The sequence below is a fragment of the Longimicrobium sp. genome (genome assembly GCF_036399255.1).
Classification (GTDB): Bacteria; Gemmatimonadota; Gemmatimonadetes; order Longimicrobiales; family Longimicrobiaceae; genus Longimicrobium.
In genome coordinates this window covers 14,554-37,033 of record NZ_DASWNM010000016.1, presented here as the reverse complement: position 1 = coordinate 37,033, position 22,480 = coordinate 14,554, and the positions used below count along the sequence as shown (strand labels likewise).

Below are 22,480 nucleotides of genomic sequence, written 5' to 3'. Positions count from 1 at the left end.
CTGCTCCTCATACGGAATCCGGGAAAACAACACCTTTTATGGTACAGAGGAACAGAGTCAGACAGAGGAACCAAGATGATATACAAGCTCACTTTCTCTGTCTGACTCTGTTCCTCTGTACGACTATTCTTTTTCAGGATCGGGGTATCCGCCGCTCTGCGTGAGGATCACGGGGCCTCCGTCGCGGCGCGGCGCAGGCGGTCGCGCACGCCGGCCCAGGCGGGGGTGTCCGGCGGCTGGTCGATGAGGATCACGTCGCAGCCCGCGTCGTCCAGCTGGTGCAGCGCGGCGTACAGGCGGCTCGCGTACCCGGCGGGATCGTCCGGCATCCGGATCACGGGCTTGATTCGCGGGTCGTCCGCATGCATCATCATCAATCCCCCGACCCGCCGTCCTTCATCCACCCCGGCCGCGGCCTCCGCCAGCATCCGCGCGCGCTCGCCGGGCGGGACGATGCGGACGGTGGCGCGCGGCGCGTAGTGGCGGTCCAGCATCCCCGGCGAGGGACGCGCGGCGGTGGCACTGGGCGCGGCGGAGGGGAGCGCGACTTCGCCGATGACGGGCCGCAGGTCATCCACCGAGATCGATCCCGGGCGCAGCAGGGTGGGGCGGGGGCCGGCCAGGCTGAGCACGGTGGACTCGATGCCGACGGGGCAGGGGCCGCCGTCCACGATCACGTCCACCCGCTCGCCCAGGCTGCGCGCCACGTGCCGTGCCGTCGTCGGCGACACCTCGGTGCTGCGGTTGGCGCTGGGCGCGGCGACGGGGATCCCCGCCTCGCGCAGCAGCGCGTGCGCCACCGGGTGCGCCGGAACGCGCAGGGCCACGCTGGGCAGCCCGGCCGTCACGGAGTCGGGGATCGAATCGTGTTTAGGGAGCACCAGCGTCAGCGGACCCGGCCAGAACGCCGCCGCCAGCCGCTCCGCCTCGTCGGGCCAGGCGCTGGCCAGGGCGCGCGCCGCATCCGCGTCCTCCACGTGCACGATGAGCGGGTTGTAGCCCGGCCGGCCCTTGGCCTGGTAGATGCGACCCACCGCCGCCGGGTCCAGCGCGTGCGCGCCCAGCCCGTACACGGTCTCGGTGGGGAACGCCACCAGGCCCCCGCCGCGCAGCACCCGCGCCGCCTGCCGCAGGGCCTCGGGGTCCGGGTTGGCGGGGTCGATGTGAAGCAGAATCATGCGTTTAGCCGACGTCTGCGGCCGCTTTGTCCGCGGATGAAGCCGCCGTGCAAGTGCAAGCAACAGGCCCAAATAGACGGCGTGTTCGGCTGCCGTCGGACGGGTACGGGGTTTGCCTGAGCCATGGATGCAGGAGCGGCGGCGGCGGTGAGGCACCCGCCCGCGTGGGCCGGACCGGCGCTCAACAGGGACCACCCCCGGAAGGCAGCAAGGAGGACGCGATGTTCTGGATGTTCATGACGGGGCTGTGGGTGGTGATGCTGCTGGCACCGCTGGCGCTGCTGGTCGCCCTGCTGCCCTCCGGCCGCGACTGTCCCCGCTGCGGGGGCGAGACGCTGCTGCTGCACCAGCGGGTGACGCGCTCCATCCGCCGCTTCATGGGCCGCCGCTGGTGCACCGCCTGCGGGTGGGAGGGGATGATGCGCTACTCGCAGCACGTGCCCGTGCCTGTGATGGAAGTGGTGGAGGTGCGCGACGAAGCCGACGACGACGCCGTGTGGCGCGGCGAACGCGACGGCAACGTGTTCTGACGGACACACCCAATCGATTTGCAGTACCGGCTCAACCGATTTGCAGTACCGGCGCCCGCGCGGGGATTCGTCCCCTCGCGGGCGCACCCGTTTGTGGCGAGGCAGGCTCGACGACGGACATCGAACTGCGTCGGCCGGGTGCCCCTCCCCCGGCCCCTCCCCGTTCGTTCCTTACGGAGAGGGGAGAATTCGAACGCGCTGCCGCAAGGTTCCCACTGCGACGACTGCCGCCCCCTCCGGCGCGCTTAGGCTCGCCACCTCCCCCAAAACTGCTGGGGGAGGTTGGGGTGGCCGCCGGGATTGGAGGCTCGACGGCAGGCATCCAGCTGGCGCTCGAGACGCCCCGTCTCCTCGGGCTCTTCCCCATGAACTGCATGGGGGAGAGGAGAATTCGATCCTGCTCCGGACGGCCCGTCGAGCGCGTCACCCCTCTCCGTGAGGAACGAACGGGGAGGGGCCGGGGGAGGGGCACCCCGGCGGACGCAGTTCGACCTTCGTCCACCACCCGCGATCTGTCGGCCACCCCAACCTCCCCCAGCAGTTTTGGGGGAGGTGGGCGAGTAATGCGAGCCCGGAGGGGGCGCCGGCCGACGCAGCCCCGGAGTCCTTCGCGCGCCCCGAACTCCTCAGTCCCCTCCCATCCCCCCGCCCACCACCACCCGCACCAGCCGGTCCGGGTCGAAGCACTGCCGCGCGATGCGCAGCACGTCGCCGGCGGTCACCGCCTCCAGGGCGTCGGGGTAGCGCTCCCAGTAGTCGTCCGGCAGCCCGAACGCCTCCATGGTCACGAACCGGCTGGCGATGCCGGCCGGCGTCTCGAAGACGCGCGGCACCGACAGGATCATGGCGTCCTTGGCGCGGCGCATCTCGTCGTCCGGCACCGGCTCGGTGGCCATCCGCCGCATCTCGGCCAGCATCTCGCCCACCGCGCCGGCCGTGACCTCCACGTCCACCGCCGTGTCCGCGCCCCATCCGCCGATCGCCTGCCCGGCGTGGAACGACGAGCGCACGCCGTACGTCCACCCCTTGTCCTCGCGCAGGTTGGCGCCCAGCCGCCCCGTGATCGTCGATCCGCCCAGCACGTAGTTGGCGACGGACCCCGCCAGCCAGTCCGGCGAGCGGCGGTCCAGCCCCGGCCCCACGATGCGGATCTCCGACTGCGCCGCGTCTTCCCACGGCACCACCACGTCCTGCCCCGCGCGGGCGGGCGCCGGCGGGCCGGCGGGGTAGGCGACGCGCGCCACCTCGCCCGTCCACGCGCCGAACGCCGCGTCCAGCCGCGCCCGCAGCTCGTCCGGGTCGAAGTCCCCCGCCGCCACCAGGAACGAGCCGCGCGGCCGGTAGTGCGCGGCGTGAAAGGCGGCCAGCGCCTCGCGCGGCACCGACGCGATCCCCGCCGCCGTGCCGAACGAGGGGTGCCCGTACGGGTGGTCCGGACCGAACACCTCCAGCGCCGCACGGTCGTCCGCCACGTTGGCCGGCTCGTCCTCGCGGGCGATCAGCGCGTCCAGCGACTCGGCGCGCACGCGCTCCGTCTCGGCCTCGGGAAAGGAGGGGCGGGTGGCGACCTCCGCCATCAGCGCGATCCCCTCGTCCATGGTGTCGGTCAGCAGCACCGCCTCGACCTCGGCCCAGTCGTGGCCGGTGCTGGCGTGCACCGCCGCGCCCAGCAGGTCCAGCCGCGCGTTCAGCTCGTCCGCCGTCATCGACTGCGTGCCCTCAGTGAGCAGGTGCGCTACCAAGGCCGCCGTGCCGGGGTGCTCCGCCGGGTCCGACGCGCCCCCGGCCGGGATCACCAGCCGCAGGACGATCTGCGGGATGCCGCGCTTCTGGACGGCCACCACGCGCAGCCCGTTCTCCATCGTCCACCGCACCGGCTTCGGCACGCGGGGGCGGGGCGGGGGACCGGGGACCGGCGCCGGCAGGACGGCGATGGCGGATTCATGCGGCATCGCGCACCTCCTCCTCGTCGCGCTCGTCGTCATCCTGATCGTCGCCTTCGTCCTCGTCCGCCTTGGGCAGCACCACCAGCGTGGCGGCGCGGTCGGCGGTCAGGTACTCCGCGGCCACGCGGCGCAGGTCGTCCACCGTCACCGTGGCGTAGGTGGCCAGGATGCGGTTCAGCTCCTCCGCGTCCCCCAGCACCGTGGCGGCAAAGGCGATCGAATCGGCGCGCTCCTCCACCGTGGCCAGCTGGCCCACGTGGTCGCGGCGCACGCGGTTGATGGCGCCTGTCCGCTCGTCCTCCGCCACGCCGTCGCGCGCCACGTCGTCCAGCACGCGGCGGATCACCTCCTCGATCATCTCCGGATCGATCTCGGACCGCGCCGTGGCCACGATGCCGAACAGGCCGCAGAGGGCCGTGGGCCACAGGTAGCTGTCCACGTCCTGCGCCAGCCGCCCGTCGCGGACCAGGGCCCGCTGCAGCCGCGAGCTGTCGCCGTCCGCCAGCAGGTACGCCAGCGTGTCCAGCGCCACCCAGTCGTCCGTGCCGTAGGCGGGCACCGCGTAGGCGTGGTAGATGCGCGGGAAGGAGACGTCGTCGTCCATCGTGGCGCGCGGCTGGCGCGGCGGGGGCGGCAGCTGGGGCGCGGGGGCGGGCGGCAGCGCCGGCCCGCCGGGGAGGTCGCCGAAGTACCGCTCCGCCAGCGCGAACGCCTGCTCGGGCTCCACGTCGCCCGCGAAGACCAGCACCGCGTTGCCGGGCGTGTAGTAGGTGGAGTAGAATCCCCGCGCGTCGTCCAGCGTCATCCGCTCCAGGTCGCCCATGTAGCCGATGGTGGGCCAGCTGTACGGGTGGCCGGGCGGAAACAGCATCTCGTGCAGCCGCTCGTCGGCCAGGCCGTAGGGGCGGTTCTCGTAGGCCTGCTTGCGCTCGTTCATCACCACGCCGCGCTGCAGCTCCAGCACCTCTTCGGTCAGCATGGGGAGCTGAAACGCCATCCGGTCGCGCTCCAGCCACAGCGGCAGCTCCACCGCGGTGGAGGGCAGGGTGACGTAGTAGTTGGTGCGGTCCAGCCAGGTGCTGCCGTTGTTGGTGCCGCCCACGCGCTCCAGCACGTCGTCGAAGTGGCCCTTGGGCGCGTGCTGGCTGCCCTCGAACATCAGGTGCTCCAGCAGGTGCGCCAGGCCCGTGCGCCCCGGCGCCTCGTCGCGGCTGCCGGCGCGGAACATCAGGTGGACGGTGACGATGGGCGCACCGGGATCGGTGTGCGCCACCACGCGCATTCCGTTGCGCAGCACGTGCGTGCGGCATTCGATGCGCAGCGCGGCGGCGGATGAGGACGTCGTGCTCAAGCCTGTTTTCGTCTCGTTGGATTGATGCGTTCCCGTATTCCGTGGCCCGCCGTGCGGGCGGCGCGGAATGTAACACCCACGCGGCGCCTGCGCCCCCTCCGGCGCGCCGCCTGCATTTGCCGTTGAGCATGCATCGTTCCGACGAATCGCCCGATCTGCCGAACCTCCGCTGGCGCGCGGCGCTCAGCCTGCTCAAGCGGCTGCCGCAGGGCGCCTTCAGCCGCGGCTTCGGCCGGCTGGCGGACGCGCCTATCCCGCCCGCGCTGCGCCCCGCCGTGCTCGGCGCCTTTGCCCGCGCCGTGGGCGCCGACCCGTCCGAGGCGGAGCTGCCGCTGGAGGCGTATCCCACCCTCAACCGCTTCTTTACCCGCAAGCTCAAGGACGGCGTGCGGTCGTGGCCCGCCGACCCCGCCACCGTCGCGTCGCCGGTGGACGGGCCGCTAGTGAACCATCAGATTGTTAGAACACTTGTTGAAAGAAGCGCCGTGGCGTATCTATCTCGACGGATGAGAGCCAAGATACTATACCGCATTTCTGAATGGGAGAAAAAGCATGCCTTCGAATATAACTGCCTTCAGGGTCTTTATCGCGTCTCCTGGCGGTCTCGACGCAGAGCGGAAAGCATTTAGAGATACGTTGGAGCATTTTAATTATTCCGATGCCCTTCACAGGGGTGCTGTTTTTATTCCGATCGGCTGGGAGTACACGCGCGGCGGTTACGGCCGTCCTCAGAGCATGATCAATTCCGAACTGAAGCAATGTGACTACTGCCTTGTGATGTTCTGGGATAGGTGGGGTCAGCCCACCGACACGAGTGGTCTCTACACGTGTGGTACAGAAGAAGAATTCTATGTCGCGCTGGAATGTCTGCGCGATGAAAAATCTCATATGCGTGAGATGGTAGTACTCTTTAAGGCTGTTGACGTTGCAAAGCTGGGGGACCCCGGTCCTCAACTCCAGAAGGTGCAAGATTTTCGCAAGAAGCTGGAGACTAATAAGGATCACTTATATCAGACGTTTGATGAACTTGGCGCCTTCAAAGATCTTCTTCGCGTGCATTTGTCTGCTTGGCTACGTCAGTTCGAGCAACCCCAGCGAAGCTCCGTAGGATCGACTTCAATCACTTCCGCTGTAGTAAACTCCATTGCGGCATCGGATTCAACAAAGCTCGTCCATTCCCCCCCGGTCGCCGATGAAGAACTCGTTGAGCAAGCGAATGCACTTGCTGACAGCGGAAACCGCACTGACGCTGAGGCAATCTTCGCCCGACTCGCTGTTCGTGGTGGTGATCCTGAGACATTGATTGCGTATGGAAAATTTCTGGAGTGGGAAGGTCGGCTCGGACAAGCGGCGGAGATGTACCGCCGAGCTGAGGAAGTTGCTCTTGAAAAAGGTGACGAAGCAACGGGGGCAACGGCTCGGCTGAACATGGGAAACGTTCATTATGAACGAGGAGAATTAGACGTTGCTGGGTCGCTGTTTCAAAGTGCACTACAATCATTTGAACGGTTGCGTGTACCAGAGGGTATTGCGGATAGTTTTGGGCGATTGGGAAATGTTCTTTTGGCTCGGGGTGAATTTGGGGATGCGGAAGCGATGTACCAAAAATCACTCGAAACGAATCGACAGGCTAACCGCCCTAAGGGTATTGGGAAAGCTTATATTGGACTCGGTTCAGTGCTGCTCGCCCGCGGAGAAGTTGAAGATGCAGAACGAATGTATCAACGCGCACTGAAGGTGATGGAGGATACGGGTAACATGAAAGGCGTGGCTGACGCATCTCTGGGTATCGGCAACATTTTGTTGACGCGTGGCGACGTGACGGGAGCTGAGCATGCATATAGCAAAGCCTTGCAGATCTTCCAAGAGGCGGGGCAGGTTAGTGGGATTGCGAACGCCCAAGGAAACTTAGGTAACCTATATGCCGCTAAGGGTGACTACAGTGCCGCTGAGGAGATGCAGCGGAAAGCGCTGGATATGTACACACGGCTAGGGAATTCTGATGGCATGGCAGGAGCATACAGCAATCTAGGAAATGTCTACTGCGAACGCGAGGATTTTGTCATCGCGGAGCAGATGTATGGGAAGGCTTTATCCATATATGAATCGCTCCGTTCTCCAGACGGGATTGCCGATACATATGGCAATTTGGCGGCTGTGCATATGGGTCGAGGAGAACTGGAGGTTGCGGAAGATGTTGCTCAAAAAAGCATAGATATAAATCGTAAGCTGGGGCGCCCCGAGGGACTTGCAGTTTCACTGTTTCTTATGGGAGAGCTCTATAATAAGCGTGGTCAGGTGAGCGACGCACAATCAGCTTGGCGAGAGGCGTTGCTGATTTTTGAACGTCTCGGAACTAAAGATGATCGTGTTGAAACATTGCACACCTCGCTGGCAGCATTGCAACAATCGTGAGAAGGTGACATTGTCTTGTTCGCAGTACAAATCAGGCCTTTGGCGTGCGTCCGTTAATCGGTGTAGCGCCCCTCCGGCGCGCCGCCTGCATTGCGCGCTGAGCATGCATCGTTCCGACGAATCGCCCGATCTTCCCACGCTGCGCTGGCGCGCCGCGCTCAGCCTGCTCAAGCGGCTGCCGCAGGGCGCCTTCAGCCGCGGCTTCGGCCGGCTGGCGGACGCCCCCATCCCGCCCGCGCTGCGCCCCGCCGTGCTCGGCGCCTTTGCCCGCGCCGTGGGCGCCGACCCGTCCGAGGCGGAGCTGCCGCTGGAGGCGTATCCCACCCTCAACCGCTTCTTTACCCGCAAGCTCAAGGACGGCGCGCGGTCGTGGCCCGCCGACCCCGCCACCGTCGCGTCGCCGGTGGATGGCGCCGTGGGCCAGCTGGGCACCGTCCGCGAGGGGCGGCTGATCCAGGCCAAGGGGCGGCTGTACGAGGTGGGCCAGCTGCTGGAGGATGATGCCGCCACGGCGCGGTACGAAGGTGGCGCGTTCATCACGCTGTACCTCTCGCCCAAGGACTACCACCGCATCCACGCGCCGGTCGCGGGCGAGATCCGCCAGGCGCGGCACGTCCCCGGCGCGCTGCTGCCGGTGAACGCCGCCGCGGTGGCGCACATGCCTGAGCTGTTCGCGCGCAACGAGCGGCTGATGGCGCACATCGACGGGCCGCTGGGCCGCGTGGCCGTCGTCGCGGTGGGCGCCTACAACGTCGGCCGCATCAGCGCCGCGTTCGATGCCGGATGGAACGCCGCGCCCGGCGCGAGCGCCTGGGTCACCAACCGCCGCGGCCTGCAGTCCGCCGCCCGCACCTACGATCCGCCCATCCCCGTAGCGCGCGGGGACGAGATCATGACCTTCCACCTGGGCTCCACCGTCGTCCTCGTCTTCGAGCCCGGCCGCGTGGCGCTACTTCCGTCCATCAACCCCGGCGACCCCGTGCGCTTGGGGATGCCGATCGGGCGAGCGATGTAGCGCGCGAAACGTTCAGCTGCGGGGCCGGCTGTCGCGGCTCCGCGGCTGGAAAGACGGGTCAACGATGTAGCCGGGGAAGGACAGGCGGGGCGGGGCGAAAAGCGGATGTCGATCTGCCGGAACCACTTGCGTTCCGGCATTTGCATTGCAACGCCAGGCGTTCACCCGCGCCCCGCTCCCAGCATCCTGATCCCCTCGATCCGCTAGCGGAATCCACGCGGGACGCCCTCCACCTCCGGGTTCGCATGCTCTCCTCCCTCGTCCGCCGCTCGCTCTACATCCTCGTCGCGCTCCCGTTGCTGGGGTGCGACTCTCCGACATCGAAACAGCCGCCGGCCGAGCTCGACGTCACCTGGCTGGCGCAGAACGCCGTTCCGTTCAGCACCACCGATCCGGGAGGCGACTACGCAGAGCTGGCGCCGCTGGGAGCGATGATCGGGGACGCGCGCATCGTGGGGCTGGGCGAGGCCACGCACGGCACCCACGAGTTCTTCCGGATGAAGCACCGCATCCTGGAGTACCTGGTCAGGGAAAAGGGGTTCAGCACCTTTGCCATCGAGGCCACCTGGGCCGAGGCCAACCGCCTGAACCGCTACGTGCACACCGGTGAGGGCGACCCCGAGGTGCTGCTATCCAACCTGTACTTCTGGACCTGGAACACGCGCGAGGTGCTGGCGATGATCCAGTGGATGCGCGCGCACAACCAGAACCCGGGGAATGCGCCGAAAGTCAGCTTCTACGGCTTCGACATGCAGCACTCGCGCGTGGCGATGGACGACGCGGTGGCGTACCTGCGCCGCGTGGACGCCGCCGCCGCCGACTCGGCGGTGGGCCACTACCAGTGCTACCGCGCGTTCCAGGACCTGCCGCAGCGCTCGCTGCCGCCGTACGGAGGCGCGGTGTCGGCCGAGGTGCAGGCCCGCTGCCACAACGGTGTGGTGGCCGTGCACGCCCTGCTGGCGCGGCGCGCGGACGAGTTCGCGGCGAAGTCCGACCGAAGGGCGTTTGACGAAGCCCTGCGCGCGGCGCGCGTGGTGGTGCAGAACGAGGACATGCGCGCCGGTCCGGACGATCAGAGGGTCCGCCTGCGCGACACCTACATGGCCGAGAACGTCGCCTGGCTGGGCGACGTCGCCGCGCCGGGATCGCGGATGGTGCTGTGGGCCCACAACGCCCACGTGTCGCGCCGGGCGCCGTACATGGGCACGCACCTCACCACCCGCTACGGAAACGACTACCGGGTGGTGGGCTTTTCCTTTTACCGCGGAGAGATGAGCGCGGTGGTGCAGGGGGTGGGGCTGAGCACCGCCTCGGCGGTCGCCGCGGTGGATTCCAGCTACGAGCACCAGTTTCACCGGCTGGGCCTGCAGCGCTTCATCGTGGACCTGCGCCCGCTGCGGTCCGGCGCACCCCAGGGGGCCGGGTGGCTGCTGGGCCCGCGCCTCTTTCGCCAGGTGGGCGCCTTATACAATCCCGCGACGCCGGAGGACTTCTATCTCCAGAGCCCCCTGGCGACGGAATACGACATCATGATCCACGAAGACGTGACCAACGCCAGCAACCGCCTGCCGTTCCGCTACGAGTAATCCCCGAATCCAGAAAAGATCGGCCTCACACAGAGTCAGCAGAGTCAACAGAGGAGAACTTTACTCTGCTGACTCTGTTGACTCTGTGTGAGGCCATTTCTTTTCTGCTGTTGCGGCGACGCTACGCCTCGACGAACTGCTCCACGAACCAGCGCGGGTCCAGCGGCTCGCCCGTGGCGCGCTGCAGGTGCTCGTTCCACGGCACCGAGGCGCCGGGGGCAAAGATGCGGTCGCGAAAGAACGCGCCCACGCGCGGCTCGCCGCCCACGCTGCGCTCCGGCGGCAGCCCCGTCTCGCGGCGGATGGCGGCCGACACCTGCGAGGCCATCATCTCGCCCAGCAGGTAGTTGTGGTAGTACACCGGGCTCAGCGACAGGTGGATCTTGCTGGCCCACTCCGTCCCGTCCGGCCGCGCCTCGGGATAGCGCACCAGCTGCAGCCGCTCCACCAGCTCCCACCAGACGCGGTTCAGGTCCGCCCGGTCCGGGTCGCGGTACAGCTCGCGCTCGAAGTACACCATCACCAGCATCCACCGCGCCGCGATCAGCATGGCCGCGCGCGACTGCCCGCGGATCTCGCGCGCCTCCGCGTCCGACACCTGCGCGCCCACCACCTCGCGCAGCCACGCCGGCTCGCGCGTAAGCCGCCCGAAGTACATCGCCACGCTTTCCGTGGTCAAAATGTGCGCGGGCTGGCGGAGAAGGAAGGGAAGGTCGAGAGGCAGTGCCTCGTCGTACACCGCGTGCCCCAGCTCGTGGAGCAGCGTCGAGGTCCACTTCTCGTTGGGCCGCAGGTTGCACAGGATGCGGACGTCGCCCTTGCGGTCCACGTCCTGGCAGAAGGCGTGCTGGTCCTTGCCTTCGCGCTCGTACAGGTCGCTGCGCGCCAGGATCTTCTCTACGCCGAGACCGATCCCCCCGAAGAACTCCGTGGCCAGCGGCACCGGGTCGCGCCCGCCAAACCAGCGGTCCAGGTCCACGTCGCCCATGGCCGGCGCCTGCTGGCTGAACGGGTCCTCCCAGTGCCACGGCCGCAGCGCGTCCACGGCCAGGCCGAAGCGCGGCCCCATCTCGCGGTCCAGCTCCGCGCGAAACGCGGCGAACGGCGCGTCGCTGCCGTCGCGCAGCCCGTCCATGATGGCGAACAGCTCTGCCTCGTCGATCTCCTGCAGGTGCAGGTCCATCGCGTAGGCGTCGCGAAAGCCGATGGAGCGCGCCGCCGCGTTGCGCCGCCGCACCAGCTCGCGCAGCGGCTCGGCCACCTGCGCCCCGATCTGCTTGCTGGCGTCCCACGCCGCGCGGCGCACGGACGAGTCGCGCTCGGTGGAAAGCACGTCCAGGAGCTGGTTGTTGCTCACCCGCTCGCCGCCCAGCTCCGCGCGAAAGCCGTAGAACAGCCGCTCCAGCTCCGCCTGCCGGTTCACCAGGTCGTCGATGGTCTCGCGCGGCAGCCGGTTGCGCGTGAACTCCTCGTCCAGCAGGTGCAGCTGGCGGCGCAGCAGGGGGTCGGCGATCTGCCCCGAGTCCAGCCAGGCGCGCACCCGCCGCGCGCCCTCCGCGTCCGTGAACAGCCCCCGCAGCGCCCCGCGCGCCCGCGTGGCCCGCGCCGTGGCCTCGTCCCCCGCGCCGGCGGCGGCTTCCCACGCGGCCAGGTTGGCCTCCAGCTCCAGCGGCTCCACCGCCGCCGTCATCCCCTCCACGAACGCGGCCGCCTCGCCCTCCGCGCCCGTCTGCATGGCCGCTGCGCTCACCGCAGGCCCTCGTACATCAGCGCCACGGCCTCGGCGCCCTTGTAAAAGTTCTCCACCGACATCCACTCGTTGGGCGCGTGCGCGTTCTCGCCCGGCAGCCCAAAGCCGATCAGCAGCGCCGGCGCGCCCAGCGTTTCCTGGAACGCCTGGACGATGGGGATGCTGCCGCCCTCGCGGATGAACACCGGCTTGCGCCCCCACGCCTGCTCCAGCGCCCTGGCCGCCGCGTCGAACACCGGGCCGCTTCCCTCCGCGAACCAGGGCTGGCCCCCGTGCAGCGCCAGCACCTCCACCGTCACCCCCTCCGGCGCCAACGAGCGGACGTGGTCGATGAACATCCGCTCCACCTCCTTGTAGTCCTGGTCCGGCACCAGCCGCATGGACACCTTGGCCATCGCCTTCGACGGCAGGACGGTCTTGGCGCCCTCGCCCGTGTAGCCCGAAAGCAGGCCGTTCACGTCCAGCGTGGGGCGCGCCCAGATGCGCTCCAGCGGCCCGTAGCCCTCCTCGCCGCCCAGCCTGGGCGCGCCCACTTCCTTGCGCAGGTTCTCTTCCTCGAAGGGAAGCTTGCCGATGCCGTCGCGCTGCTCGGCCGTAAGCTCCCGCACCCGGTCGTAGAAGCCCGGGATGTTCACCCGCCCCTTTGCGTCGTGCAGCTGCGCGATGATCTTCGCCAGCGCGTTGGCGGGGTTGACCACCGCGCCGCCGTACGCGCCGGAGTGCAGGTCGGTGGACGGACCCTGCACGCGGATCTCCATGTACGCCATCCCCCGCAGCCCCGTGGTGATGGAGGGAAGCCCGGGCGCGAACATGGTGGTGTCGCTGATGACCACGGCGTCGCACGCCAGCCGCTGGGCGTTCTCCTTGAGGAACTCCGCCAGGTGCGGCGAGCCCACTTCCTCTTCGCCCTCGATGACGAACACCACGTTGGCCGGCAGCGTGCCGTCCTCGGCCAGCAGCGCCTGCACGGCCTTTACGTGCAGGTACACCTGCCCCTTGTCGTCCACCGACCCGCGGGCGAACAGGTTGCCGTCGCGCACCTCGGGCTCGAAGGGCTCGCTGGTCCACTCGTCCAGCGGCTCGGCCGGCTGCACGTCGTAGTGGCCGTACACCAGCAGCGTGGGGGCGCCGGCCGCCGCGCCGCGCCACTCGCCCAGCACCACCGGGTGCCCCCCCGTGGCGATGATCTCGACCGTGAGCCCCGCCTCGCGCATCCGCTCGGCCAGCCAGTCGGCGGCGCGGGCGGTGTCGGCCTTGTGCTCGCTCTTGGCGCTCACGCTGGGAATGCGGAGCCACTCCTTCAGCTCGTCCAGGTGCTTTTCGCGGTTCTGCTGCAGATATTCGGTCGCGGGCATGGGCTCAATCCGGTGGTGGTGCACGGTTTCGCGGTCCGCCGCAAGATACAGCCGCCAGTCCGGCGCGGCGAGAGAGGACGGGTGGCTGCGTCGGGGCGGAGGCGTTTGCAAAGTGGAGAAAACGGCCACTCTGTAAACTACCGGCGGAGAGTCCGCCCATGAAGATCCGGCCCTTGATCTCGGAGCTGAAGCAGGACCGCTGCGGCGGAGCCGGCTTTCACGGTTTCCGCGGCTGGCGGCACTTCTGGCAAATCAGGCCTGAGCGGGTCCGCGGGCTCGCTCGAAAATGATTGACATCACGGGAAGGGCTCATTACCCTGCCCATCAACTCCGCTCTATTCGTGTCGATCCGTATCCCAGCCTCATGCGAGCCCTTGCTTCCATTCTTCTGAGCCTGATGGCGGGCGCGTGTGCCCGGGACCACGCCGTGCCGGAAGCGGTGCCGCTGTCGGGGCGCGTGGTCGCGCAGGGGGAGTTCCTGGGCCAGCCAAGCAGCATCTCCGTTGCGGGGGACCGTCTGGTGCTGACGGATGCCAGCGCGCCATTCGTGCACGTTCTCTCCGCCAAGGACGGCACGCACCAGCTTTCGTTCGGACGCCAGGGCTCGGGGCCCGGCGAGTTCCGCGAGGCGATCAAGGTGCTTCCGGACGTGCGGAGCGACGGCTCCTTCTGGGTCTTCGACGGTTCGCTGGGCCGCATCTCGCACTTTGCCATGCCCCCGGGGGCGGCGGTCCCGCGCGTCGAAGAGACGGTGAACCTGAAGCCAGACGGGCCCATGCTTCTTCTACAGGCGGACTGGCTGAACGACTCCACCATAATCGCAGCCGGGATCTATCCCGAAGGGCGCATTGCCGTGATTGACCGAGTCGGTCGCCTGGTGCGTTATATCGGCAAGCGCCCGCCCAGCCCGCCCGGCCAGGACGTTCCCGTCAGCGTTCTTCAGCACGCGTTCACCGGCCCCGTCACCGTGGCGCCCGACCGGCGGCACATCGCCATGGGGACGGAGAACGCGGACCGGCTGGAGATCTACCGGCCGGACGGATCGCTGGTCCGCGAGCTCCGGGGCGCGTTCGGGTTCGACCCCGTGTACGAGGTGCACCGAAAGCCCGCGGGCAACACCATGGCGACGGGCCAGGACCTTCGCTTCGGCTATACGGGACTGGCGTCGACCGACGATCACATCTACGCCATGTACTCCGGCCAGCTGCGGGCCAAGGGCGGCTACTATTCGTATTTCGGCACCGAAGTGCACGTCTATACCTGGAACGGCGAGCGGGTCGCCACCTTCAAGCTGGACGAGCGCGCGCGGGCGATCGCCGTCACGCCCGACGGCCAGCGCCTGTACGCGGTGCAGTGGACACCCGAGCCGCGCGTAGTTCAGTACTTGCTGGATTCCGCGTTGTAGACAGGGCAAGACCCAGTCGCCCAAGCGGTATTCCTGCTGCCTTCAAGCTCCCATGTAAGCGATCATGATATTCTCTGCCAAACGTATCCAGACCGTGATGATGCTCCTGGCTGCGGCAGCTGCGTTCACGCCTTTGCAGATTCCGTTTGCCGACAGGCCCGTCGTAGCGGGAGCAGAATGCCCGTCGTGCTGCAAGCAACCGGGTCCCAAATGCGTGGTTTGCCTGGGTCCGTGCATCGTCTATGGCAACGCGTACAATCCCGGCGATGCCGGGTGCACGGTTTTCGAGCACTGATGCCGCGCTCACGCTGACGACACGATCCAAGCGCTCCCCCCGCCACCCGAATCCACACGATGCGCATGCTTCTCGTCCTGGCCGGAGGGCTGCTGCTGTCCCTGCCGGCGCAGGGGCAAACGGCGGCGGCTTCAGGCCTGCCGCAAAACGATCCCGTCACGCGGGTCAGCATCACCGGGCTGCTGGCCCCGGTGCGCGCCGGTGAGCCCCCGCTTCCGTTCGAGGTTCTGCGGCAGATGGAGCGCGACCCGTACCTGGCGCAGATGCGGACGGAGGTGCGCAGCCAGACCGGCCCGGCACTCCATCTGGCCTACGCCTTTCCCAGCGTGGAGGCCTATCGCGCGTGGACCCTGACCCCGCAGACGCGGCAGCTGATGGAGGTGCTGCGGGAGCGCGTGAGCCAGTTCGAGCTCACGGTAAGCTTGACGCGCGGTGCTCCGGGCGTCCTGCTCCCGGCGCATGACTAGCGCTCCAATGCCAACCGGCCTCCATCAGGCCCCACCGGCGGCCCCGCGCGGGGCGGCGGCGCAGCCGGACAGCGTTGCCGGCCCGCCGGAGTCGTCGTCTCGCGCGGAGGCTGGAGCGGCGCCCGCTGGTGCAGAAGGAAAACCGGGTGCGCGCGAATGGGTGCGGGCCGTGGCCTGGGCGGTTCTTCTGTTCGCCGTTCTGCGCGGCCTTGTGGTGCAGGTGTATGGGATCCAGAGCGGAAGCATGCAGCCGACCCTGGCGGTGGGCGACTACGTCGTCGTCAACAACACGATCTTCGGGGCCGGCCTTCCTTTCACCTCACGAAAGCTGCCCGCGCTGCGCCAGCCGCGCATCGGGGACGTGGTCGTCTACCGGCCGGCGGGGTACGTGCCGGCGCGCGACCACATCAAGCGGATCATCGGCGAGCCCGGCGATACGGTGCAGATGGTGGGCGGAGTGGTCTACCGCAACGGTACAAAGCTGGACGAGCCCTACGCGCGCCGCACCGACGCGCCGGACGTGCCGCTGCCGGCGGAAGGGCCGTACAACTTCCAGTGGCAGCGCGCGGCCCTTGCAGGAGCCGCGGGTCCGGTGGGGTACGCCCCCACCCGCGACGGATGGGGATCGCTCGTCGTGCCGGGGGGCCATTATCTGATGCTGGGCGACGACCGCAATGGCTCCGTGGACTCGCGCCACACGGGGTTTGTGCCGCGCGGCGAGATTCGCGGCAAGGTGCTCGCGGTTCACTGGTCTTCCGGACCGGGCGGCGTTCGATGGAACCGGATCGGCACCCGTCCCTGACGATCCGCTGGACAGAAAAGAAGAAGCACCCGGAGAGTCGTCCCCGGGTGCTTCTGTTTTTGGCCGCTTACGCCTCGTCGCGGCTGGCTCGCTCGCGCTCGGCGATCTCGCGCTCCGTGTCCAGGCGGTGCTTGCGCTTTACGCCCACGATGAAGAGGAACAGCCCCGCGGCGCCCAGCGCCACCGCCGTCTTCGACACCCGCGTCTTGCCGCCGTCCTTGTCCCTGCCGGGCACCCTGGGCTCCGCCATTCACGCTCTCCGGATCGGTTTCGGTCGCTGTTGCAGAATGACGATACATATTCCGGCTGCGTCACGCGAGGGGGGAGGGGAAAAGTGCGTGAGTGCGGGAGTGCGGGAGTGCGGGAGTGCGAGAGTGGATGTTAGGTTTTCGTCCATGCGCGACCCTGACGACCTGTTTGCCGCCCTGGCTCAGTCCACCTTCCGCCGCCGGTTCCGGCTGCGGGGGGCGGAGCTCGCCTACGTGCGCGGCCGGGGGATGGAAACGGTGCTGCGCCACGCGGACGAGATGATCGCCACGCGACTGGCCCCCGCGGAGCCGCCCAACGACGGCAAGCAGACCCCCATGCGCGGCCACCCCGTCTTTCTGGCCCAGCACGCCACCGCCACCTGCTGCCGCGGCTGCCTGGCCAAGTGGCACCGCATCCCCAAGGGCCGCGGGCTTACGGCGGAGGAGCGCGCCTCCGTGGTCGCCGTCATCGAGCGCTGGATCCGCGAGCAGAACGCCGCCGCGCCCGCGGACGAAGGCGGGGCGGGGAAGCGTCCCTCCCGCGAGGACCCGCAGATCGGCCTGGACCTCGGCTGACCGGCATCCCTCGCGAACGGTTGTGGAGCGGGTGGATGGCTCTCAAGATCGCGCATCAGGTGGTGCAGACCGCTAGTTCCTGTGCGCTGCCGGCAATCCTTTACCGATCCGCATCTTCCGGAAAAAACGCGGATGGCTCCCTGCCGCATTCCATCTCTCTCCCGTTCCCGATATCCCACGCCGGCTCGCGCCTCGTCGATCAGCGCGCCATGCCTCCGCTCACTTCCCCCCCTGACGTCGCACCATGAGAACCGTGGAAACGGCACGAGAAAACTCCGCTAACTCCGTTGACTCCGTGTGAGGCCATGTCTGGTCGTCCTATCACACCCAGCCGCCCGAGGCACGCGAAAAAACTCTGCTGCCTTTGCCGACCCCGAGTGAGTTCCCACCTGCTGCGCAGGCCCTTGCTCATGGAACTTGGGCCAGCAGTAGCGGCATCCGGCCCGCCGTTGCGCTGTTCCCTGTCCCCCTATTCCCTATTCCCTATTCCCTTCTGCCTGACGACGAAAACCGCCCCTCTCCCAGAAGCCGGAAGAGGGGCGGTTCTGCACCAGCGCTACGGCGCCAGGACTACGACTTGTGGTCGTCCTCGTGCGTGAAGTTGGGACGCGACGGCTCGGCCTCGAACACCTGGTGGCCGGTGCGCTGCAGCACGCTGTGGCTGCGGCCGTAGGCAAAGTAGATCACGACGCCGATCAGCATCCACACGATCAGCCGGAGCCACGTGTCCAGCGGCAGGAAGTACATCATGAAGCCGCAGGTCAGAATGCCCAGGATGGGCACCAGCGGCACCAGCGGCGTCTTGAACGGACGCTCGCGGTTGGGCTCCTTGACGCGCAGGTACCAGGTGCCCGCGCACACGATCACGAACGCCAGCAGGGTGCCGATGGACACCAGCTCGCCCAGCAGGCCGATGGGGAAGATCCCGGCCACGATCGCCGCCACCGCACCCGTAAGGATGGTGGTGACGTACGGCGTGCGGTACTTGGGGTGCACCTTGCTGAACACCGGCGGCAGCAGGCCGTCGCGCGACATGCTGTAGAAGATGCGCGGCTGGCCCATCAGCATCACCAGCACCACCGAAGCCAGGCCCGCGATGGCGCCGATGTTCACGAAGTAGCGCAGCCAGGCCAGCGGCTCGCCCGCCTTCTCCAGCGCCACGAACACCGGGTGCGGCACGTTGAGCTGCGTGTAGTGCACCATGCCCGTCATCACCAGCGCCATCAGGATGTACAGCACGGTGCAGATGGCCAGCGACCCCAGCATGCCGATGGGCAGGTCGCGCTGCGGGTTCTTGGCCTCCTGCGCCGCGGTGGACACCGCGTCGAAGCCGATGTAGGCAAAGAACACCACCGCCGCCGCCCGGACGATGCCGCTCCACCCGAACTCGCCGAACTCGCCGGTGTTGGGCGGAATGAAGGGCGACCAGTTGGCCGCGTCCACGTACTGGAAGCCGAAGCCGATCACCAGCAGCACGATGGCGACCTTCACGTACACGATGAAGTTGTTGAACTTGGCCGACTCCTGGATGCCGATGACCAGCAGGCAGGTCATCAGCATGATCAGGATCATGGCCGGCAGGTTGATGATCGCGCCGGGGTTGCGCACCAGCGTGTGCGTGCCCTGGACGTTGATCGGCGCCTGCGTCCACGCCTCGGGCAGGTTGAGCCCGATCTCGCGCATGAACTCCGTGAAGTAGCCGCTCCACCCCACCGCCACCGTCGCCGCGCCGAACAGGTACTCCAGGATCAGGTCCCACCCGATGATCCAGGCGATGAACTCGCCCAGTGTGGCGTAGCTGTACGTGTACGCCGAGCCCGCGATGGGGATCATCGCCGCGAACTCCGCGTAGCACAGGCCGGCGAACAGGCAGCCCAGGCCGGCGATGATGAACGAGATCATCACCGCGGGCCCCGCGTTGCGGGCCGCCGCCGTGCCGGTGAGCACGAAGATGCCCGCGCCGATGATGGCGCCGATGCCCAGCAGAACGAGGTTGCTGGCCGTCAGCGACCGTTTGAGGGCGTGCTCGCCTTCGCTGAAGGCGTCGGCGCGCAGCTCGTCGATCGACTTACGCGCGAAAAGGCTCATGACAGCTCCTGTCTGGGCGGACTGCCGGTCCGCCACGTGGGTGGGAACACGGCGCGCCGTCGGGGCGCGCGCGCAAAGGCGGCCGCGGGGCCGCTGGAAGCTTGAATGCAGGACGGTGCTGAAGGCACGCCGCCGGGGCTCGCGTCAGAGGGATGGATCGGGTGTGGCCGTGTGCCGAAGCGGAAGCCGGGCCGGAGGTCGTACGGGTCGGGAATCCCGTGAATGTAAGCGCCGATTGCGCCCGGTCAAGCGTTCCCTCCGCCGGGACGCGCTTTTCGTCGCCTTCGGACGCCCCGGAAAGCGGCCCGGCGGTGACGGCACGTTGCGCTGGACGGCGCGCGCCCGTAGGATTTTGACCCGTCACGCACCCCCGTGTATTCCCGGAGCCGATGAGCGACCTGCTGGCCGTCCCCGAGTCCCGAGCCTTTCCGCTGCGCCGGCTGCTGCAGCCGCTGCTGGGGGCGCGCCACGTGGCGCTTCACACCCACGTGCACGCCGACGGCGACGGCGCCGGGTCGCAGGCCGCGGTGGCCGCGTGGCTCGAGGGCCGCGGGGTTCGTGCTACCATCGTGAACCCCACTCCGTTCCCTGACTCGCTGCGCTGGGTGCTGCACCACCAGCACGCCGTGGCCGACTTCGGCACGCCCGAGGGGCAGGCGGCGCTGGAGGACGCGGACCTGCACCTGGTGCTGGACACCAGCGAACCCGAGCGGCTGGGCGGCCTGGCCCCGTTCGTTCCCCGCGAGCGCACGCTGGTGGTGGACCACCACCCCCCCGGCCGCGAAGTGGTGGGCGACGTGGCCGTGCAGGACCCCAGCGCCGCCGCCACCGGCGAGATGGTGTACGACCTGATCACCCTGGCGGGCGACGCGGTGCCGCACGCGTCGGCGCTGGGGGCGTACGTGGCGCTGGTGAGCGACACCGGCTCGTTTCGCTACGGCAACACCACGCCGCGCGTGCTGGCCGTGGCCGCCGAGCTCATGCGGCTGGAGATCGACCCCGAGGTGGTGTACCGCCGCCTGTTCGCCACGGCGCCGCGGCGGCGGCTGGAGCTGCTGCGCGAGGCGCTGGAGACGCTGGAAAGCGACCCGGACGGCCGCATCAGCTGGATGGTGGTTCCTCACCGGGTCACCGCCCGCCTGGGCGCCACGGGCGAAGACTTCGACGGGCTCATCGAGCACGTGCGCTCGGTGGAGGGCACCGAGGTGGCGCTGCTGTTCCGCGAGACCAAGCCGGGGGAGACCAAGGTGTCGTTCCGCAGCAACGGCGCGGCGGACGTGAACCGGGTGGCGCGCGAGTTCGGCGGGGGCGGGCACGTAAAGGCGGCGGGCGCCAACATCATGGAGCCCGCCGAGCAGCTGGTGGACCGTGTGATCGAATCCGTCCGGCGCGCGCTGAAGGGCTGACAAACGGCATCACGCAAAGACGCGGAGGCGCGGAGAGAACCGGTTCCTCTCCGCGCCTCCGCGTCTTTGCGTGATGCTCGTCTGTTTCAGTCGAACTCGGGATGGGGATGGCGCTTGGCGTAGTTGTACGCCGTGATCGCCGCGACCACGTGGGCCACCCATCCAAAGAACCCGCCGGTACCCAGCCACAGGCCCGGGGTGAACAGGAACCAGAAGATCGCGCGCATCCACCGGCCGTTGTAGAGCTGCCCCAGGCCGGGGACGAAGAAGCTGAGCACTGCCGCCGTACCGGGATTTCTCATCACTGGCCTCACCGTGCTGGGCACAAGTACGCGAGAGACCGCCTCCCGCTCGGCGCCTGACTACGGGCGCGGGCACGGCAGAGTTTCACCCGCCGCGCGGCGCGGCGGTGTCTGCTCTGCACAATAATGGTGAAGTATAATCCGACGCGCTCACCACGATTGTGCATCCACGGCCCCGCGCACGCGGTGTGGCTGCTCGTAAGTAATTGTGGAAGATGGACTTGAATCCGCTGGGACGGATGGCCCCGATGCTTGCAATCCGGACGGCGAGCGAAGGATCGTCAATCATCCAACGGGAGGTCGCCATGCGACGCTTGTTCATCCTGCTTGCCGCGGCGGGCCTGGCCGCCTGTGACGCGGCCGACGCCCCGCTGGCCCCGTCCGGCGGCGCGCCGGCGTTCCTGCTGGGCTCGGCCGCGGACGGCGCCATCCCCGGCAGCTACGTGGTGCAGCTGGACTGGGCCGCGAACGCCGGCGCGCTGGCCGCGGAGTACGGCATCAAGCCGAAGTACGTATACGAGCACCTGATGAACGGCTTCGCCGGCGCCATTCCGGACGTGACGGCGCGGGCGCTCTCGCTGGATCCGCGCGTGGTGCGCATCAGCGTGCAGCGGCAGTACAGGGCGCTGGGCACCACGCAGACGGGGGCTACCTGGGGGCTGGACCGCATCGACCAGCGCACGCGCCCCGTGGACGGCGGCTACACGTACGACTTCACCGGCGCGGGGGTGACGGCGTACGTCATCGACACGGGCATCCGCTTCGACCACGTGGAGTTCGAGGGGCGTGCCTCCTCCGGCTTCGACGCCTTTGCCGCCGATCCCACCGACCCGCTGCTCATCGGCGACATGAACAACGACTGCCAGGGGCACGGCACGCACGTCTCCGGCAGCATCGGCGGAAAGACGTACGGCGTGGCCAAGCAGGTGAAGCTGGTGGCCGTGCGGGTGCTGAACTGCGCCGGCTACGGCAGCGACGCAGACGTGATCGCGGGGATGGACTGGGTGGCCGGCAATGCCGCCATGCCCGCCGTGGTCAACATGTCGCTGGGCGACGTAGTCCCCACCAGGACGCTGGGCACCAGCACGCCCGTGGACGACGCGGTGCGGGGGATGATCGCCTCCGGCATCACCGTCGTCGTGGCCGCGGGGAACGGGTGGGGCAACGGCACGCTGGGCGCGGACGCCTGCATGTTCCCCATCGCCAACGTGGCCGAGGCCATCACCGTGGCGGCCAGCAACGCGAACGACGCGCGCACCACCTGGACCAACTACGGCGCCTGCGTGGACATCTTTGCGCCGGGCGACGAGATCACGTCCAGCTACAACACCAGCTCTACCGCCACCAACGTGCTGGGCGGCACCTCCATGGCCAGCCCGCACGTGGCCGGCGCCGCCGCGCTGGTGCTGCAGCAGGCGCCGGGTGCCACGCCGCAGCAGGTGCGCGACCTGCTGGTGAGCAGCGCGACGCAGAACGTCATTCTGCCCAGCACGTACAACAGCGGGCACACGATGAACAGCCACCTGCTGTACAGCCGCATCGTGGTCCCGTCCACGACGCCCACCGAGCCGGTGAAGACGAAGCCCTGCACGCCGAAGCGCAAGCGCAACGGGGAGTGCTGAGGCGGTGAACGGGGTGACGCGATGGGGCGCCTTCCACGTGGAAGGCGCCCCATCGTCTTTTCCCGCTCCGGCGGGAAGTTACAGGTCCACGCAGCCGCAACTGGGGTAGGGGTACGTGGGCGCCATGCGGTCCGGCCCGTCCT

General features: G+C 68.4%; 19 protein-coding genes. 11 read left to right on the top strand and 8 right to left on the bottom strand.

The window, feature by feature from the left end:
• Positions 1–167: 167 nt before the first annotated feature.
• On the bottom strand, positions 168–1,178 hold the full coding sequence (locus tag VGC13_RS01285) for an L-threonylcarbamoyladenylate synthase (protein ID WP_331123377.1): 1,011 nt from the start codon (positions 1,176–1,178) through the stop codon (positions 168–170).
• A gap of 221 nt (positions 1,179–1,399) precedes the next feature.
• Between VGC13_RS01285 and VGC13_RS01280 the strand changes: the two genes are divergently transcribed.
• Entirely contained in the window at positions 1,400–1,708 is a 309-nt protein-coding gene (locus tag VGC13_RS01280; RefSeq protein ID WP_331123376.1) for a hypothetical protein, read from the top strand.
• 626 nt (positions 1,709–2,334) lie between these two features.
• Here the strand turns inward: VGC13_RS01280 and VGC13_RS01275 are convergent.
• Together VGC13_RS01275 and VGC13_RS01270 are read right to left on the bottom strand one after the other, a co-directional pair.
• The gene (locus tag VGC13_RS01275; RefSeq protein WP_331123375.1) at positions 2,335–3,660 is read right to left on the bottom strand and encodes a pitrilysin family protein; all 1,326 of its coding nucleotides are present in this window, start codon (positions 3,658–3,660) and stop codon (positions 2,335–2,337) included.
• Positions 3,650–5,005, bottom strand: a complete 1,356-nt coding sequence (locus VGC13_RS01270; RefSeq protein WP_331123374.1) for a pitrilysin family protein — start codon at positions 5,003–5,005, stop codon at positions 3,650–3,652. The genes VGC13_RS01275 and VGC13_RS01270 overlap by 11 nt, the downstream gene beginning before the upstream one ends.
• A gap of 128 nt (positions 5,006–5,133) precedes the next feature.
• On the opposite strand from VGC13_RS01270, the gene VGC13_RS01265 reads away from it, so the two are divergent.
• From VGC13_RS01265 to VGC13_RS01250, 4 genes are all read left to right on the top strand, one after another.
• Positions 5,134–5,634 carry a phosphatidylserine decarboxylase gene (locus VGC13_RS01265; protein ID WP_331123373.1) on the top strand — a complete coding sequence of 167 codons (501 nt, stop codon included), beginning with the start codon at positions 5,134–5,136 and terminating at the stop codon, positions 5,632–5,634.
• Entirely contained in the window at positions 5,558–7,420 is a 1,863-nt protein-coding gene (locus VGC13_RS01260) for a tetratricopeptide repeat protein (protein ID WP_331123372.1), read from the top strand. The genes VGC13_RS01265 and VGC13_RS01260 overlap by 77 nt, the downstream gene beginning before the upstream one ends.
• 103 nt (positions 7,421–7,523) lie before the next feature.
• Positions 7,524–8,435, top strand: coding sequence for an archaetidylserine decarboxylase (gene asd, locus VGC13_RS01255; RefSeq protein WP_331123371.1), 912 nt, complete (start codon positions 7,524–7,526; stop codon positions 8,433–8,435).
• Between the two features lie 245 nt (positions 8,436–8,680).
• Complete coding sequence (locus VGC13_RS01250; RefSeq protein ID WP_331123370.1) at positions 8,681–10,021, top strand: erythromycin esterase family protein; 1,341 nt, start codon at positions 8,681–8,683, stop codon at positions 10,019–10,021.
• Between the two features lie 121 nt (positions 10,022–10,142).
• On the opposite strand, the gene VGC13_RS01245 is transcribed toward VGC13_RS01250, so the two are convergent.
• Both VGC13_RS01245 and VGC13_RS01240 read right to left on the bottom strand, forming a co-directional pair.
• Positions 10,143–11,771, bottom strand: a complete 1,629-nt coding sequence (locus VGC13_RS01245; RefSeq protein WP_331123369.1) for a M2 family metallopeptidase — start codon at positions 11,769–11,771, stop codon at positions 10,143–10,145.
• Entirely contained in the window at positions 11,768–13,126 is a 1,359-nt protein-coding gene (locus VGC13_RS01240; protein WP_331123368.1) for a dipeptidase, read from the bottom strand. Before VGC13_RS01240 ends, VGC13_RS01245 begins: the two co-directional genes overlap by 4 nt.
• Positions 13,127–13,553: 427 nt before the next feature.
• On the opposite strand from VGC13_RS01240, the gene VGC13_RS01235 reads away from it, so the two are divergent.
• From VGC13_RS01235 to lepB, 3 genes are all read left to right on the top strand, one after another.
• Positions 13,554–14,531, top strand: a complete 978-nt coding sequence (locus VGC13_RS01235; RefSeq protein WP_331123367.1) for a BF3164 family lipoprotein — start codon at positions 13,554–13,556, stop codon at positions 14,529–14,531.
• Between the two features lie 354 nt (positions 14,532–14,885).
• Positions 14,886–15,293, top strand: coding sequence for a hypothetical protein (locus tag VGC13_RS01230; RefSeq protein WP_331123366.1), 408 nt, complete (start codon positions 14,886–14,888; stop codon positions 15,291–15,293).
• Positions 15,286–16,095, top strand: coding sequence for a signal peptidase I (lepB, locus tag VGC13_RS01225; protein WP_331123365.1), 810 nt, complete (start codon positions 15,286–15,288; stop codon positions 16,093–16,095). The genes VGC13_RS01230 and lepB overlap by 8 nt, the downstream gene beginning before the upstream one ends.
• 67 nt (positions 16,096–16,162) lie before the next feature.
• Here the strand turns inward: lepB and VGC13_RS01220 are convergent, their stop codons facing one another.
• Positions 16,163–16,345, bottom strand: a complete 183-nt coding sequence (locus tag VGC13_RS01220; RefSeq protein WP_331123364.1) for a hypothetical protein — start codon at positions 16,343–16,345, stop codon at positions 16,163–16,165.
• A gap of 145 nt (positions 16,346–16,490) precedes the next feature.
• Here VGC13_RS01220 and VGC13_RS01215 point away from each other — a divergent pair, with 145 nt between their 5' ends.
• Complete coding sequence (locus VGC13_RS01215; RefSeq protein ID WP_331123363.1) at positions 16,491–16,919, top strand: DUF4186 domain-containing protein; 429 nt, start codon at positions 16,491–16,493, stop codon at positions 16,917–16,919.
• Between the two features lie 570 nt (positions 16,920–17,489).
• On the opposite strand, the gene VGC13_RS01210 is transcribed toward VGC13_RS01215, so the two are convergent.
• Positions 17,490–19,007, bottom strand: a complete 1,518-nt coding sequence (locus tag VGC13_RS01210; protein ID WP_331123362.1) for an amino acid permease — start codon at positions 19,005–19,007, stop codon at positions 17,490–17,492.
• 389 nt (positions 19,008–19,396) lie between these two features.
• Here VGC13_RS01210 and VGC13_RS01205 point away from each other — a divergent pair, with 389 nt between their 5' ends.
• Entirely contained in the window at positions 19,397–20,413 is a 1,017-nt protein-coding gene (locus tag VGC13_RS01205; protein ID WP_331123361.1) for a bifunctional oligoribonuclease/PAP phosphatase NrnA, read from the top strand.
• An 86-nt stretch (positions 20,414–20,499) separates the two neighbouring features.
• Here VGC13_RS01205 and VGC13_RS01200 read toward each other — a convergent pair whose 3' ends face one another.
• A complete protein-coding gene (locus VGC13_RS01200; protein ID WP_331123360.1) occupies positions 20,500–20,715 on the bottom strand; it encodes a hypothetical protein in 216 nt (71 codons plus the stop codon).
• Positions 20,716–21,020: 305 nt separating this feature from the next.
• Here VGC13_RS01200 and VGC13_RS01195 point away from each other — a divergent pair, with 305 nt between their 5' ends.
• Positions 21,021–22,337 carry a S8 family peptidase gene (locus tag VGC13_RS01195; RefSeq protein WP_331123359.1) on the top strand — a complete coding sequence of 439 codons (1,317 nt, stop codon included), beginning with the start codon at positions 21,021–21,023 and terminating at the stop codon, positions 22,335–22,337.
• The last annotated feature ends 143 nt before the right edge of the window (positions 22,338–22,480 follow it).

What these genes read in the sequence shown, in the direction of transcription:
- VGC13_RS01285 (WP_331123377.1), bottom strand. Translation starts at nt 1,178, where the DNA reads ATGATTCTGCTTCACATCGACCCCGCCAACCCGGACCCCGAGGCCCTG.
- VGC13_RS01280 (WP_331123376.1), top strand. Translation starts at nt 1,400, where the DNA reads ATGTTCTGGATGTTCATGACGGGGCTGTGGGTGGTGATGCTGCTGGCA.
- VGC13_RS01275 (WP_331123375.1), bottom strand. Translation starts at nt 3,660, where the DNA reads ATGCCGCATGAATCCGCCATCGCCGTCCTGCCGGCGCCGGTCCCCGGT.
- VGC13_RS01265 (WP_331123373.1), top strand. Translation starts at nt 5,134, where the DNA reads ATGCATCGTTCCGACGAATCGCCCGATCTGCCGAACCTCCGCTGGCGC.
- VGC13_RS01260 (WP_331123372.1), top strand. Translation starts at nt 5,558, where the DNA reads ATGCCTTCGAATATAACTGCCTTCAGGGTCTTTATCGCGTCTCCTGGC.
- asd (WP_331123371.1), top strand. Translation starts at nt 7,524, where the DNA reads ATGCATCGTTCCGACGAATCGCCCGATCTTCCCACGCTGCGCTGGCGC.
- VGC13_RS01250 (WP_331123370.1), top strand. Translation starts at nt 8,681, where the DNA reads ATGCTCTCCTCCCTCGTCCGCCGCTCGCTCTACATCCTCGTCGCGCTC.
- VGC13_RS01240 (WP_331123368.1), bottom strand. Translation starts at nt 13,126, where the DNA reads ATGCCCGCGACCGAATATCTGCAGCAGAACCGCGAAAAGCACCTGGAC.
- VGC13_RS01230 (WP_331123366.1), top strand. Translation starts at nt 14,886, where the DNA reads ATGCGCATGCTTCTCGTCCTGGCCGGAGGGCTGCTGCTGTCCCTGCCG.
- lepB (WP_331123365.1), top strand. Translation starts at nt 15,286, where the DNA reads ATGACTAGCGCTCCAATGCCAACCGGCCTCCATCAGGCCCCACCGGCG.
- VGC13_RS01220 (WP_331123364.1), bottom strand. Translation starts at nt 16,345, where the DNA reads ATGGCGGAGCCCAGGGTGCCCGGCAGGGACAAGGACGGCGGCAAGACG.
- VGC13_RS01215 (WP_331123363.1), top strand. Translation starts at nt 16,491, where the DNA reads ATGCGCGACCCTGACGACCTGTTTGCCGCCCTGGCTCAGTCCACCTTC.
- VGC13_RS01210 (WP_331123362.1), bottom strand. Translation starts at nt 19,007, where the DNA reads ATGAGCCTTTTCGCGCGTAAGTCGATCGACGAGCTGCGCGCCGACGCC.
- VGC13_RS01205 (WP_331123361.1), top strand. Translation starts at nt 19,397, where the DNA reads ATGAGCGACCTGCTGGCCGTCCCCGAGTCCCGAGCCTTTCCGCTGCGC.
- VGC13_RS01200 (WP_331123360.1), bottom strand. Translation starts at nt 20,715, where the DNA reads ATGAGAAATCCCGGTACGGCGGCAGTGCTCAGCTTCTTCGTCCCCGGC.
- VGC13_RS01195 (WP_331123359.1), top strand. Translation starts at nt 21,021, where the DNA reads ATGCGACGCTTGTTCATCCTGCTTGCCGCGGCGGGCCTGGCCGCCTGT.